Source organism: Streptomyces marispadix (genome assembly GCF_022524345.1).
Lineage (GTDB): Bacteria > Actinomycetota > Actinomycetes > Streptomycetales > Streptomycetaceae > Streptomyces > Streptomyces marispadix.
In genome coordinates, this window is record NZ_JAKWJU010000002.1 from 4,406,447 (window position 1) to 4,420,975 (window position 14,529).

Consider the following 14,529-nt stretch of genomic DNA (forward strand, 5'->3'; position numbering starts at 1 on the left):
CCCGTACGGCTGCCGTCGCGCATCCGAACCCCGGCCTGCGCGTCGCCCCGTACCGCAACCCTCGCCGTCCCGCATCCCCTCGCACTCAGGGCGCGACGGTGTCCGTGAGGGCGCACCGATGCGCGCTCCCAAGGGGAGTGCGCCACCAGCGCACGTTGTCGACCTGCATCTCGCGTCGCCGGTACGGGTCCGTGAAATCACCCTGCGGGGGCGGCCCGCATATGCCATTGCATGCTTGCGCTCAGCCGGGGGAATATCCCCTCATGGCCGGGTGCCCTCCACAGGCGCCCGGCGCCGGGAGGCCCGATTGCAGACCACGGACCGCCGCAGCACTTCTGCGGTGACTGGGATGTCGCGGAGGGCCGGTATCCGGCCCGCCCCGTGCGGGCCCGGACCGGTCTCTTCCCTTGCGACGCCGTCGCACCCCGACCTCTTCCGAGGGGGTTCGTCCACCCGTGGTGACAAGCAACAAGCGCAACGATTCCGGCCGGCGCACGTATGTCATCGACACCAGTGTGCTGCTCGCGGACCCGATGGCGATGGACCGTTTCGAGGAGCACGAAATCGTGCTTCCCGTAGTCGTGGTGACCGAGTTGGAGGCCAAGCGGCACCACCCGGAGCTGGGGTACTTCGCCCGGCAGGCGCTGAGGAGGCTGGATGAGTACCGCGTCAAGTACGGCCGCCTGGACGCGCCCATTCCCATCGGGGACGTGGGCGGCTCGCTCCGTGTGGAGCTGAACCACTCGGACCCCGGGGTGCTCCCCGCCGGCTTCCGGCTGGAGGACAACGACTCGCGCATCCTCGCCGTGGCGAGGAACCTTCAGGCGGAGGGCTTCGACGTCACCGTCGTCTCCAAGGACCTGCCGCTGCGTATCAAGGCGTCGTCCGTAGGGCTGCACGCGGAGGAGTACCGCGCGGAGCTCGCCATCACGGAGTCCGGCTGGACGGGCATGTCAGAGCTGACGCTGCCGGGCGAGGAGATCGACGAACTCTTCGCGAACGAGACCGTGTTCGTGCCCGACGCCGCCCAGATGCCCGTGCACACGGGCCTGGTGCTCCACTCCGAGAAGGGCAGGGCGCTGGGCCGGGTGACCCCCGAGGGGCAGATCAAGCTGGTGCGGGGCGACCGTGAGGCGTTCGGCATCAAGGGCCGCAGCGCGGAGCAGCGCATCGCGCTGGACCTGCTGCTCGACCCGGAGGTCGGCATCATCTCGATGGGCGGCCGTGCCGGTACGGGCAAGAGCGCACTCGCGCTCTGCGCGGGTCTGGAGGCCGTGCTGGAGCGCAGGCAGCACAGGAAGGTGATGGTCTTCCGCCCGCTGTACGCGGTCGGCGGGCAGGATCTGGGCTATCTGCCGGGCACCGAGGCCGAGAAGATGAACCCCTGGGCCCAGGCGGTCTTCGACACGCTCTCGGCCGTCACCAGCCGCGAGGTCATCGAGGAGGTCGTGGAGCGGGGCATGCTGGAGGTGCTGCCGCTGACGCACATCCGCGGGCGTTCGCTGCACGACGCGTTCGTGATCGTCGACGAGGCGCAGTCGCTGGAGCGGAACGTACTGCTGACCGTGCTGTCGCGCATCGGCTCCGGGTCGCGGGTCGTTCTCACCCATGACGTGGCGCAGCGGGACAATCTGCGCGTGGGCCGCTACGACGGAGTCGTCGCCGTGGTGGAGAAGTTGAAGGGGCACCCCCTCTTCTCGCACATCACGCTCAGCAGGTCCGAAAGGTCACCGATCGCGGCCCTTGTGACCGAGATGCTCGAAGAGACCCATATCTGAGGGGAGTTGTCCCTTTCGACGGGCGTTCGGCGCCGGCCGCTCCAACGGCGGTCGGCGTCCGCGCTGTTCAGGGACCCGAGGGCCGCCGTGCCTTCTAATGCGGGGTGTTGAGAGCGCGGCAGCTTAGTACTCCGGCGGGCGGCGCGTGCGTCTTTCCGTTGAACGTGACAGTCAAACCAGGTGTGACCTATCCCACTCGGTGTGGAATTGCCTCAGGGTGCTCGGGTCCGGCAGGGTGTGGTTCCTGTCAGGCCCCGCATACGGCACTCCCGCACCAGCAATGGTGTTGCACCACAAGCGGTACAGCACAGTGCAGAACTGAAAAGCAGTCACGCCGTATGCCGCCCGAGCACCACGCGGGCCCTCCGCGCCCAAGGAGGGTCCCTACGGGCCCGTACCTCCGGTGACCGTGTTCCGAGGAGGTCTGTGCCAGGGGCACGATCAGCGCCCGCGCGGTCACTCAAGCGGGCACGTTGGAAGGAAAACGTGTGACTCGGATCTCCGTCCGGGGATTCGCAGTGGCGTCCGCCACCGCGGTCACCACCGTCGGCGCCGTCGTCGGTGTGGCCTCCGGCAGCCAGCAGGGCCAGACGACGAACGACGTCGAGGCCACTGCCGCTGACTCGACGCTCCTCGAAGACATACCGGCGGGTCAGCAGGCCCGGGTACAGACCGCTTCCCTTACGCAGCAGGCCGACACGGCCTCCACCGCTGCACACGCCGAAGCGAAGAAGTCCGCAGAGGAAGAGGCGCGCAAGCAGGCGGCCGAGGCCGCCGCGGCGAAGAAGGCCGCCGCGGACAAGGCGGCCAAGGAGCGCGAGGCGAAGCTCGCGGCGAGCCGTTCTTCCGCTCGTGCCGATGCGGGTGACTTCCCGGCGCAGGCCTCTTACACGGTCGCCGAAGTCAAGTCCATGGCGCAGAAGATCGTCGGTGGAGAGAACTACCAGTGCTTCTCCGAGATCGTCGAGCGTGAGTCGGGCTGGAACTACCGCGCGAGCAACGCCAGTTCGGGTGCCTACGGACTCGTGCAGGCGCTGCCCGGCTCCAAGATGGCCTCGGCCGGAGCCGACTGGCGCACCAACCCCGCCACGCAGATAAAGTGGGGCCTGAACTACATGAACGACCGGTACGGCAGCGCCTGCGGTGCCTGGGACTTCTGGCAGGCCAACAACTGGTACTGAGCAAGGCGGCCCTCAAGGCCCGGCTCTGAGTCGTACGACGCTCGCCGTCCAGGGCTCGTTCGACTACACAGTTCCATATGCTTCGACGCTCACCCTCGTCCCGTATCGCGGGCCGGGGGTGAGCGTCTGCCGTGACCGGGCGGTGACATCGTCCGTGACCGGGCGGTGAACAACGTCGCGCCCCCGCCGCGCAGGCAACCTTCACGCCGGTAACGTCGTCATCCAACGAACGCCGTCATTCACGGCATCGGGCACGGACACGAGGTTTCCGGGGGCGGAGGAAGCGGATGACGAGCAGGGTGGACAGGCTCCGGGACGGCGTGGCGCGAATGGCGGCTCGGATCGCGGCGCGACGCGAGGAACAGCTCGCGAAGGACGCTGAGATGACCGGACCGGGTCCGGTGTCCGGTCCGGGATCGGGGGCCGGGACGGTGCCGGAGCGTCCGCCCACAGCCGACGGCACGGGCGTACCCAGCGGCCCGGACGGCACGACGGGCCCGCCGCCCGCGGGCCCTGCCCGAGTCGTCCCCGCGGGCGACGGCAAGCCCGCGCCGTCCACGGCGGTGCCGTGGGGCATGCGGGTCGCCGCCGAGGCGGGCTGGCGGCTGCTGGTGCTCGCGGGTGTGGTGTGGGTGCTGATACAGGTGATCAGCTCCATCAGCCTGCTGGTGCTGTCGTTCTCCGCGGGTCTGCTCGTGACCGCGTTGCTCCAGCCGACCGTGGCGCGGCTGCGACGTCACGGCGTGGGGCGGGGACTTGCCACGGCGATCACCTTCATCACCGGCTTCGTCGTGATGGGGCTCGTCGGCTGGTTCGTCGTCTGGCAGGTCACGGAGAATCTGCCCACCCTCACCGAGCGCGTGCAGGAGGCCATCGAGGAGGGCAAACGCTGGGCGATCCAGGGGCCGTTCCATGTGTCGAAGACCCAGGTCAACGACATCGCCAAGAACCTGAGCCAGTGGCTGGGCGACAACAGCCAGGAGGTCACCTCCGCCGGACTCGCGGGCGTCACCGTGCTGTTGGAGTTCCTCTCCGGCGCGGTGCTGACGATGTTCATCACCCTCTTCCTGCTCTACGACGGGCGAGGCATCTGGTCGTGGTTCCTCAAGCTCGTGCCGCGGAACGCTCGTGAGGGCGTCGCCGGCGCCGGGCCCCGGGCCTGGGTGACGCTCACCGGCTATGTGCGCGGGACCGTGATAGTCGCGATGATCGACGCGATCTTCATCGGTGTGGGCATCTTCATCCTCAAGGTGCCGCTGGCGGTTCCGCTCGCCGTCCTCATCTTCATCTTCGCGTTCGTACCGATCGTGGGCGCGGTGGTCTCGGGCGCGCTGGCCGTGCTGGTCGCGCTGGTGACCAACGGGCCCATCACGGGGCTGCTGGTGCTGGGCGTGGTGCTGCTCGTGCAGCAGATCGAGAGCCACATCCTCCAGCCGTTCATCCTGGGACGGCTGGTACGGGTGCATCCGCTGGCGGTGGTGCTCGCGGTCACCGGGGGCAGCCTCATCGCGGGGATTCCCGGGGCGGTCGTCGCGGTGCCGCTGGTTGCCGTACTCAATACGGCGGTCGGTTATCTACGGGCGTACTCGGAGGGGCAGTTCGACGGCGGACCGGCGCTCGCGGGTGCGGGCGGTCCCGTGAGCGGGTCCGGGGGCGGCAGGTCCGCGGGGAAGCGCGGCAAGGGCGGCACCACGGGAGCCCCGGGTGCCGGTGCCTCCGGTGCCTCCGGTGCCGCGACGGAACCCGGCGCCTCTCCCACGGAGTCCGCCGACGCTCCGCCGCCACCGGAACCCGAAACCGGTCCGGAGAGCGGGGAGGGAAGCGGGCCGGAGGGCTCACAGCGGTAGCGCGGCAGCGGCCCGGCGTTCCTCTCCCGAGGCGGTGCCTGAACTGCCCCCGTCCGGGCGGTGGTTCGGGCACCACGAGCCTGGCCCGTCGCGAGCACGCCGCACCGCGAGCACCCACCGCGACTGCGGCCCACTGCGACTGCGGCCCCACGGTGAGCACCGCCCGTCCGCGAGCATGTGCGCGCGTCGTCCCTTCCATGGCCGCCGGTTCAGTAAGGCGCCTTGCGGTGGTCCATATAGCGCTTCAGACGGTGGTAGTCGGCCGTGCTCCAGCCCTGTGCGGGCGGCGCCACCGCGGTCCACGCCTCCACCGAGCCTGTGCCGTAGCGGTGCCCGTGCGGTGCGTCCACGTCGTACGAGACGGCCAGGTCGACCGTCGTCTGCCAGAAGGTGACGAACGGGAACCAGCCGACCTCCTCTGTGATGTCGGGGCCCAGCGGTTCGCGCAGCCAGCGGGGGCGCTCCACCGCCAGGTCCCAGGACCACCACACGATCGCGTCGGACGCGTTCTGCAGATACACCACCCGCGGGCCCCGCCAGGGCGCGGGCGGGCGCGGGAGGTCCCTCGCCGGCCACTGCGCGAAGCGGAAGTGCCTGCCTCGCTCGTACTGGGGGCGCCATACGGGGCTGCCCTCGTCGCGGTGGGCGGTGATCTCCCGGCGGATCGGTGAGAAGCCCGGCGTTCCCGCGAGCACCGCGCCGTCGACCTTCGACAGCAGATCGTCCGGGCCGTCGAACGCGGCCTCTATCCCGTATGCGCCGAGGCTCTCGCCGAAGACCACCAGGCGCGGGCGGCTGCGGGCCGGTTCCTCCAGCCAGCGTGCCCTCACGGCCTTCACCAGTGCGCGGTTGGCCCGTCCCGCCTGCTCCTTGTCGACGACGAAGGAGACCCAGCTGGGCAGTTGGGAGTACTGCATGGCGACGATGGCGGTGTCCCCGCCGTGCAGATATTCCAGGGGTTCGGCGTCTGTGGAGTTGACCCAGCCCATGCCCGTGGTGCCCGCGACGGCCAGCACCTCGCGGTCGAAGGCGCCCGTGCGCTCCAGTTCGGCGACGGCCAACTCGGCCCCGGCGGCGTAGGTCCCGGCCCCGTCCGATCCCAGGTCCTCGAAGGCGCGTCTGCCCACGTACACCCGTATCGGGTCCTTGGCGGGGCGGTGGACGACGTCGCCGATGTGGCGGGCGGTTGGCGTGGAAGCGGTGAAGTTGCGGCCCTCGTAGCCCAGTTCGCGCCACGTGATCAGCGACTGCGGGCTGCCCGAGACGTAGCGCGAGCCGGACTGGACCATGCCCTCCTTGGTGCCGCGGTCGGTGCTCGCCGCCACGGAGGCGACGACGTCCACCACGCCGCGGTCGAAGACCACGTCGCGCATGCCGACGACCACCGCCGTCACGCTGATCAGCAGCCCCGCCACGACCGCGACCGGGCGCGGCACGAATCGGCACAGCCCGCGTATCAGCGTCCGGGTGCCCAGACGTATGGCACGCGCCAGGAGCAGCAGCAGCCCGCACAGCGCCAGCGTCATCAGGGTGATCATCATCGAGTGCCAGGTCAGCGTCTCCGGCAGGTCCTGCAACGCCCTCAACCGCCGCTGCATGCGGGCGCTTTCGGAGAGCGCCAGTACGGTGAGGCCGAGCGCGAGGACGTAGTACGTCTGCCATGCGTGCGCGCGGGCCCGCTCGCCGGGGACCCGCGGGAGGAGGCGGCGGCAGGCCGGTATGAGGGCGAGGCGCGCGAGGCGGCCGAGCAGCGCGCCGATCGCGTAGCCGATGGCGGCGGTGATGCCGCCGATGACGCCCTGGAGGTACCAGGGGCGCGGCACGAGGGACGGCGTCAGCGAGAGCCAGAAGAAGACGGTGGCGAGGCAGGCCGCGCTCAGATCCGGCCAGCGGCGTACGACGCGGGTGGGGTCGGTGCACTTCCGGTACGGGTGGCGGGCGAGGGCGAGGACGCGGGTGGCGGCCCGGACGAGAAAGCGGCGGAGGGCGTCGCCGTCGCCGGGAGCCTTCCCTGGTGCCTGGTGTCCGGCCCCGTACTGGTGGGGGAGCCGCGGCCGCTCCCGCGGAGGTTCCAGCGGCCGTCCCCGCGGTGGCGGAGGTACGGGAGCGTCCGGAACCGCCGGTGGCCGAGGGGGAGCCGGAAACCGGGGCTGGTGAGGGGGCTGGTGCTGGGGCCGGTGCTGTGGTGGAGCCTGGGGCGGGCCGGTGGGCTGCCGCGTGGGTTGCCGCGTGCCTGTCCCGCCCGTCGTACCGGCAGTGCGCCGAGCACCCGGAGCCTCTCCCGTCCTGTACCCCATCGTCCGCCCCCACCCCTCGCCGGAACTCCGTCGCCGATACGGCTGACGCAGCCGGAAGGACTCGGGTTGAGTGTGCATATCCGGCCCGAATAAGGGTTGTTTCGCAACAACAAGGCCCGATAGGGCTGACAGGCAGGCGCGTAACGCAGGGAGGCAGGGAGTCACGATGCCCGCACGCAGGTCCGGCCACGGGGGCAGGCCGTCGGCCCGGCTCGTACTGGCGGCGGAGGCGGTACGCCTCAGGGAACGCGCCGGGATCTCCCTAGCCGAGCTGGCGGCAAGGACCGGCTACGACAGCTCGTATCTACGGGAGCTGGAGACCGGCGAACGCCTCGGCACGCCCGCCGTGTTCGCGGCCCTGGACGCGGTGTACGACTGCGGAGGCCACCTCGGGGAGCTGTGGGAACTGGCCAGGGACGGCGTCTTCCGCGAGCGTTTCAAGCGCTTCATGGAGCTGGAGCGGCTGGCGACGGCACGGAACGAGTACGCCTCGGCCACCGTGCCCGGCCTTTTCCAGACGGAGGAGTACGCACGGGAGCAGTTGCGCACGGCACGGCTCGGCAACGCTCAGGAGCTGGAGGAGCAGGCAGCGGCCCGCGTGGGCCGTCAGGGTCTGCTGGTCGGCGAGGGCGCGCCGCGCTTCCGTGCGGTGCTGGACGAGGCGGTGCTGCGTCGGGGGCTGCGTGACGCGGCGGCGTGGGGGCGGCAGTTGGACCGGCTGGTGCAGGTCGCGCTGCTGCCACGGGTCACGTTGCAGGTGCTGCCGTTCACCTCCGGTCTTCAGCATCTGCTGGGGAGTTCGCTGACGCTGCTGTGGATGCCGGACGAGTCCGTCGTCGCCTACAGCGAGGGGGTGCTGGTCGGGGGAGTTGATCGAGGAGACCGAGGACGTGGACCGGCTGCGTCTCTCCTGCGACGTGATGAGGGACTCGGCGCTCTCGCCGGAGGAGTCGGTGGAGTTCATCGAGCGCGTGAGGAAGGAGGCCGCGCTGTGACGGCGTGTGCGGGTGCGGACGCGGACGCGGGTGCGAGGGGCCGCGTCCGCTGGCGCGCGTCCAGCTACAGCAACGCCGAGGGAGGCAACTGCGTCGAGGTCGCCCCGCTCTCCGGCGGCGTCCGGCTCGCGTCCGGCGCCGTCCCCGTACGGGACAGCAAGCGACCGCGGGGGCCCGCGCTGCGGTTCGGCGCCGGGGCGTGGGGGGCCTTCGTCGAGGCGGTGAAGTCTCAACGGGTCTGATCCGCACGCCCGTTGAGCGTCCCGCCGGGCCGCTCGGCCCGGTCCGCCGACTGCCGCCGTACGCAAGGCAGTCGCGCGAAGCTGTCGGTCTGGCCAGTCGAAGACAGCCGAGGCCAGTCGAGAAGCCGAGGCCCACCTCGCCTTTCATCGCAGGTCACAGCCCTTTTCCGGCGATCTATACACGGCATGTATACCCGTGATGTATAGTCCCCGCCATGTCCATCAGCCACACGCTGCTCGGGCTCCTGGAGGAGTCCGGCCCCCGCCACGGCTACGACCTCAAGCGGGCCTTCGACGAACGCTTCGGGCACGACCGCCCCCTCCACTACGGGCAGGTCTACTCGACGATGTCCCGCCTGCTGAAGAACGGCCTCGTCGAGGTCGACGGGATCGAAGCGGGCGGCGGGCCCGAGCGGAAGCGATACGCCATCACCGACGCGGGCATCACCGACGTCGCCGAATGGCTCTCGCGCCCCGAGAAGCCGGAGCCCTACTTGCAGAGCACCCTCTACACCAAGGTCGTGCTCGCCCTCCTCACCGGGCGGGACGCCGGTGAGCAGCTCGACACGCAGCGCGCCGAACATCTGCGCCTCATGCGGGAGTTGACGCGGCGCAAGCAGGGCGGCGACCTGGCGGACCAACTCATCTGCGACCACGCTCTCTTCCACCTCGAAGCCGACCTTCGGTGGCTGGAGCTGACGGCAGCGCGGCTCGACAAGCTGGCCACGGAGGTACGGCAATGACGTCCACAGCATCCACAGCATCGGCGGCGTCCACCGCGACGGCCGCCTCACCCGGCGCCGGCAGTGCCCCGGACTCTCAGTTCCTGCTCTCGGCGAGCGGACTGCACAAGACCTACGGGTCGACCGCCGCCCTCGACGGCGCCGACTTCGCGATCCGCTCCGGCGAGATCGTGGCGGTCATGGGGCCGTCCGGGTCGGGCAAGTCGACGCTGCTGCACTGCCTCGCGGGGATCGTCCAGGCGGACGCGGGCACGGTGACGTACCGCGGCCAGGACCTGACCTCGATGAACGACGCGAGGCGCAGCGCCCTGCGCCGCTCCGACTTCGGCTTCGTCTTCCAATTCGGCCAGCTCGTACCCGAGTTGACGTGCCTGGAGAACGCCGGTCTGCCGCTGCGCCTCGCCGGACTGGGACGCAAGGAGGCCGAGTCGCGTGCCGCGGCGTGGCTGGAGCGCCTGGAGGTCGAGGACGTGGGCCGGAAGCGTCCCGGCGAGGTCTCCGGCGGGCAGGGGCAGCGCGTCGCCGTCGCCCGCGCGCTCGCGGCGGGCCCGAGGGTGCTCTTCGCCGACGAGCCGACGGGCGCACTCGACTCCCTCAACGGCGAGCGTGTGATGCAGCTTCTGACCGAGGCCGCCCGTGAGTCCAAGACCGCGGTCGTGCTCGTCACCCACGAGTCGCGGGTGGCCGCCTACTCGGACCGCGAGGTCGTCGTACGCGACGGCCGCGCCCGCAGCATGGCGGGCGCCCTGTGAGCGCCTCGGACACCCGCGCCGAGGGGCGGACCGCGGAGCCCTACGGACAGAACGGGCAAGACGGGCAGCACGGACACGACGACCCCGGAGGGGCCGGAGCGGCGGGACCAGCCGGATCGGCCTTGCGGACAGGAGGAACCGGCACCGCTGCGTCGACGCGCGGCAGCGGCGCCGCCGGTCTCCGGGAGTGGGCTCGCGACCTCGCCCTCGGCGCACGCTTCGCCACCAGCGGCGGGCGGCAGGGATGGCTCCGTACGCTGCTGACGGCCGTCGGCGTCGCGCTCGGTGTGGCGGTGCTGCTGCTCGCGGCGGCGGTGCCGGAGATCGTCCGCAGTCAGGACACCCGCGAGGAGGCCCGCTCGGGCGCTTTCACCCACCAGAGCGCCGGCCCCGACCGCAGCGAGTACTCGGTCCTAGGGAAGGACGCCAACAACCGCTGGAACGGCTACCAGTTGTACGGGCGTCTGCTCCAGGCCGAAGGGTCCAGCCCGGCCACTCCCCCCGGGCTGGACCACATTCCCGGACCGGGCGAACTGGCCGTCTCACCGGCTTTGAAGAAGGTGCTCGAATCCCCCGAGGGCGACGTCCTGCGGGAGCGGCTGGACGGCAAGGTCACGGCCGTCATCGGCGACGAGGGGTTGCTCGGCCCGTCCGAACTCGCCTTCTACAAGGGCGCGGACGATCTGTCGGTGGCTCATGGGGCCACCCGCGTCACGAAGTTCGGCAGCCCGCAGGACGAACAGCCCATGGACCCCACGCTGGTGCTGCTGGTCGTGGTGGCCTGTGCGGTGCTGGTGATGCCGGTGGCCATCTTCATCGCGACCGCCGTGCGCTTCGGCGGTGAGCAGCGCGACGCGAGGCTCGCGGCACTGCGGCTCGTCGGCGCCGACATAGCGAGCGCACGCCGCATGGCGGCGGGGGAGACGCTGGTGGGCGCGCTGATCGGGCTGCTGCTCGGCGGCTGGTTCTTCCTGCTGGGCCGGGCGTTCATGGCCAAGATCGAGCTGTTCCACATCAGCCTCTTCCCCGAGGACGTCACGCCCGGCCTGCCGCTCGGTCTGCTGATCGCCGTCGGTGTGCCGCTGACCGCCGTGGCCGTCACCATCTTCGCGCTGCGCGGTGTCGCCATCGAACCGCTGGGCCTCGTACGCAAGAGCGGGCAGCGCAAGCGGCGGCTGCTGTGGCGGCTGGTCCCTCCGGCGGGCGGTGCGGCGCTGCTGCTGCCGCTCGCGGGCAGCCTGAACGGCGGCGGCTCGGTCAACGAGGTGCAGGTCAGCTCGGGTGTGGTGCTGCTGCTCAGCGGTGTCGTGCTGCTGCTGCCGTGGCTGGTGGAACGCCTCGTGGCACGGCTGCGCGGCGGGCCCGTCTCATGGCAGCTCGCCACCCGCCGCCTCCAGCTCAGCAGCGGCAACGCCTCCAGGGCCGTCAGCGGGATCACGGTCGCGGTGGCCGGTGCGATCGCGCTACAGCTCCTCTTCTCCGTCGTACAGGTCGACGAGGAGCGCAACGAGCACCTCGGGCAGGACAAGACGCAGCTCGACATATACGGGCCCAGCTCGACGCTCGCCGACGCGCAGGCGCTGACCGCGGAGTTGAGGCGTACCGAGGGCGTCACGCAGGCGAACGGCTATCTCCAGTCGTGGCTGGAGGCCAAGGGGAAGAGCGACGACGGTGTGAACGTCACCGTGGGCACCTGCGCGTCGCTGCGCAAGGCGGCCCGTATCGGCGACTGCCACGACGGTGACGCCTTCGTCGTACAGCCGGGCAAGGACGAGGGCCCACCGGTCGAGCGTGGAATGCCACTCGTGCTCAACGGGTCCTCCGGCGGCGAGAACGCGAAGGGTACGGAGGGCACGAAGGGCGCCGAGGGGAAGATCTGGCGTGTGCCCTCCTCCGCGCGCACGGTCGAGGGCATCACCTCACCGGAGGGCTATGCCAACTCCGGGCTGCTGCTCACCCCTTCGGTGCTCTCCGAGAAGCAGCTCGCAAGCCCGTCGTTCCAGGGCTGGGCCGTGACCGAACGCACCGACGAGGCGCTGGAGAGGCTCCGTACGACGGTCTTCCACACCGACCCCGCGTACACCCTGTGGGAGACCTCCGACCAGCAGCGTGCCCAGGAGATCGAGGGCGTACAGCAGGCGATCCTGGCGGCCTCGACGGCGGTGCTGCTGCTGATCGGCGCCAGTATGACCGTCTCGATGCTGGAGCAATTGCGGGAGCGCAAGCGGCAGTTGTCGGTGCTGGTCGCCTTCGGCACGAAGCGCTCCACGCTCGGCGCCTCGGTGCTGTGGCAGACGGCGGTGCCCGTTGTGCTGGGCATCGGGCTGGCGGTGGTCTTCGGACTGGGCCTCGGCTGGGTTCTGTTGAGGATGCTCGACGAGGCGAAGCCGGACTGGCTGGTGTTCCTGCCGGCGGCCGGTGCGGGGGCCGCGGTGATCGCCCTGGTGACGGTGATCAGTCTGCCGTTCCTGTGGCGGATGATGCGGCCGGACGGTCTGCGGACGGAGTGAACTGCCGGGCGGTCTCCGGGAGTTCCGGCGGACCGGCGGGCTGAACGACCCGGCGTCACCGCAGTTCACCGCTGTTCCGATCCGGCGATCCGGAAGACCGCTCCCACCTGCGCACGGTTCCGGCCAGGCCCCCATGCTGGCCGGGACCGTGTTTCTGCGTTAAAGTGCTATCACTTTGCTAGACAAGGCTGGTGGCGCGGGCCGCCGGCCGTCCGACACGGAGACGGGGGCATCCCTATGTCAGCGCAGGACCCAGCACCGAAGACACCGAACACTTCCGGACCGGGCGCCGGTTCGCCCGGCTCGGGCGGACGCGGGACCGACACCGAGCCGCAGGACGTGCCCGAGATGCCCGACCCCGAGGTCCGCGAGGTCACCGCGCACAGCATCCCGGGCGGGCTCGCGCTCCTCCTCGGCCTCATCGGCTTCCTGCTGGGAGTCGCAGGGATAATCGTCGGCGGCGGCCTCGCCTCCGAGGGCACCGTCGGGCCCGGCGCGACCCTGATCGTCGTCGGCGTACTGGTGCTCATCGGCTCGGTCTTCGCGATGTGCGGCCTGAACATGGTCGCTCCGGGAGAGGCCCGCGTCGTGCAGCTCTTCGGGCGCTACACCGGCACGATCCGTACGGACGGCCTGCGCTGGGTCAATCCGCTCACGAGCCGCAGCAAGGTCTCGACGCGGGTCCGCAACCACGAGACGGCGGTCCTGAAGGTCAACGACGCCTACGGCAACCCGATCGAGCTGGCGGCCGTGGTGGTCTGGCAGGTCCGCGACACCGCGCAGGCGACCTTCGCCGTGGACGACTTCGTGGAGTTCGTGGCCACCCAGACCGAGGCGGCCGTGCGGCACATCGCCATCGAGTACCCCTACGACGCCCACGACGAGGACGGCCTCTCGCTGCGCGGCAACGCCGAGGAGATCACCGAGAAGCTCGCCGCCGAACTGACCGTCAGGGTCGAGGCGGCAGGCGTGAAGATCGTCGAGTCCCGCTTCACGCACCTCGCCTACGCACCCGAGATCGCCTCCGCCATGCTCCAGCGGCAGCAGGCGGGCGCCGTGGTCGCCGCACGCAAGACGATCGTGGAGGGCGCGTGCGGCATGGTCGAGGACGCCGTCACCCGCATCGCCGCGCAGGACTTCGTGGAGCTGGACGACGAGCGCAGGGCCCAGATGGTCAGCAATCTGCTGGTCGTGCTCTGCGGTGACCGCTCGCCCCAGCCGGTGCTGAACACGGGAACGCTCTACCAGTGACCGACCCCCCTGAGCGCGACGGCTCCGCGGAGCCCGTGGATTCCGTACCGTCCGCGGACGGTACGGACGGCGGGTCCGCGGACGCCCCGCGCGCCAAGCCGGGGAGGTCTGGGCGGCAGCGCAAGCAGGTGCTGTTGAGACTCGACCCGGCGATGTACGAGGCGATCGCCCGCTGGGCGGCGGACGAACTGCGTTCCACGAACGCCCAGATCGACTATCTGCTGCGCAAGGCGCTCGCCGACGCACGGCGCCTGCCGCGCGACGCCAGGCCCCATCCGCGAAGGGGGCGCCCGAGGCGCGAGGAGTGACGGCGCTGCCGGGCCGCAAGTCCCGGCGGTCGGGCGGCGGTCGGGTCCGGGGTTCGGCGGGTGGCCGCAAGGGGGTGGTCACCCGCGGTGCCCCGCCGACGGCGCCTTCGGGGAACGCCGTTACGAGAGGACGTTGCGGAGCGCGCAGGTGATCGCCGCTCGTATGGCGTCCGGCGGGGACTGGGAGTTGCTGTCCGCCACGGCCAGAACGTTTTCGGCCACGGCATGCAACGCGACGCCGGAACTGCGCGCGACTCCGGCGAGAATGCCCGCCGCCACCTGTGCGCTACAGCCGTGGGCGCACATCAGGGCGTCCTGAGCTCGCTCGATCGTCTCTCTGCGGAAGCTGTCGTCTTGTTGCGGGCCGAGTTCGTTCCCAGGGTGCTCTGCACAGTTCACGGTGTGCCCCACTTCTGCGCACAGGAGGAACCGGGTGGCTTGAATGCGCACCCGCTGTCGTGCAGACAATCACAGAGTGTGCCCTCACGGCCACTGTGAGAGGTTTTGGCTTGACTTCCGGCCGGTTGTCGCACTCACCAACTGCCGGACGACCGGCGATTGTTGGCCACAGGCGCGAGCACGGTCACGATCGGCCGTTCCATGGCGTACGCCGAACAGGGACGGA

Annotated in this window: 11 protein-coding genes; 9 read left to right on the forward strand and 2 right to left on the reverse strand. The window is 70.7% G+C overall.

Annotation, left to right across the window (positions count from 1 at the left end):
- Nucleotides 1-455 precede the first annotated feature (455 nt).
- The 3 genes from phoH2 to MMA15_RS18585 all read left to right on the forward strand — a co-directional run bounded on the left by phoH2 (nt 456) and on the right by MMA15_RS18585 (nt 4,806).
- On the forward strand, nt 456-1,778 hold the full coding sequence (gene phoH2, locus MMA15_RS18575) for an RNA 5'-3' helicase PhoH2 (RefSeq protein ID WP_241061214.1): 1,323 nt from the start codon (nt 456-458) through the stop codon (nt 1,776-1,778).
- Between the two features lie 488 nt (nt 1,779-2,266).
- Nucleotides 2,267-2,959, forward strand: a complete 693-nt coding sequence (locus MMA15_RS18580; protein ID WP_241061216.1) for an aggregation-promoting factor C-terminal-like domain-containing protein — start codon at nt 2,267-2,269, stop codon at nt 2,957-2,959.
- A 287-nt stretch (nt 2,960-3,246) separates the two neighbouring features.
- On the forward strand, nt 3,247-4,806 hold the full coding sequence (locus MMA15_RS18585; RefSeq protein WP_241061217.1) for an AI-2E family transporter: 1,560 nt from the start codon (nt 3,247-3,249) through the stop codon (nt 4,804-4,806).
- Between the two features lie 209 nt (nt 4,807-5,015).
- On the opposite strand, the gene MMA15_RS18590 is transcribed toward MMA15_RS18585, so the two are convergent.
- Complete coding sequence (locus MMA15_RS18590; RefSeq protein ID WP_241061219.1) at nt 5,016-7,103, reverse strand: alpha/beta hydrolase; 2,088 nt, start codon at nt 7,101-7,103, stop codon at nt 5,016-5,018.
- 166 nt (nt 7,104-7,269) lie between these two features.
- Between MMA15_RS18590 and MMA15_RS28655 the strand changes: the two genes are divergently transcribed.
- The 6 genes from MMA15_RS28655 to MMA15_RS18620 all read left to right on the forward strand — a co-directional run bounded on the left by MMA15_RS28655 (nt 7,270) and on the right by MMA15_RS18620 (nt 13,904).
- Complete coding sequence (locus MMA15_RS28655) at nt 7,270-8,340, forward strand: Scr1 family TA system antitoxin-like transcriptional regulator (protein ID WP_241061221.1); 1,071 nt, start codon at nt 7,270-7,272, stop codon at nt 8,338-8,340.
- A gap of 215 nt (nt 8,341-8,555) precedes the next feature.
- Nucleotides 8,556-9,083 (forward strand): PadR family transcriptional regulator, encoded by a 528-nt coding sequence (locus tag MMA15_RS18600; protein ID WP_241061223.1) that lies wholly within the window; start codon nt 8,556-8,558, stop codon nt 9,081-9,083.
- Nucleotides 9,080-9,835, forward strand: a complete 756-nt coding sequence (locus tag MMA15_RS18605; protein WP_241061225.1) for an ABC transporter ATP-binding protein — start codon at nt 9,080-9,082, stop codon at nt 9,833-9,835. The genes MMA15_RS18600 and MMA15_RS18605 overlap by 4 nt, the downstream gene beginning before the upstream one ends.
- A gap of 122 nt (nt 9,836-9,957) precedes the next feature.
- A complete protein-coding gene (locus tag MMA15_RS18610) occupies nt 9,958-12,345 on the forward strand; it encodes an FtsX-like permease family protein (RefSeq protein WP_241061227.1) in 2,388 nt (795 codons plus the stop codon).
- Nucleotides 12,346-12,582: 237 nt separating this feature from the next.
- On the forward strand, nt 12,583-13,596 hold the full coding sequence (locus MMA15_RS18615) for an SPFH domain-containing protein (RefSeq protein ID WP_372498269.1): 1,014 nt from the start codon (nt 12,583-12,585) through the stop codon (nt 13,594-13,596).
- Between the two features lie 35 nt (nt 13,597-13,631).
- Nucleotides 13,632-13,904: a type II toxin-antitoxin system antitoxin gene (locus MMA15_RS18620; protein ID WP_308290618.1), complete on the forward strand. Its 273-nt coding sequence runs from the start codon at nt 13,632-13,634 to the stop codon at nt 13,902-13,904.
- 120 nt (nt 13,905-14,024) lie between these two features.
- Here MMA15_RS18620 and MMA15_RS18625 read toward each other — a convergent pair whose 3' ends face one another.
- A complete protein-coding gene (locus MMA15_RS18625; RefSeq protein ID WP_241061231.1) occupies nt 14,025-14,303 on the reverse strand; it encodes an ANTAR domain-containing protein in 279 nt (92 codons plus the stop codon).
- Between the last annotated feature and the right edge of the window lie 226 nt (nt 14,304-14,529).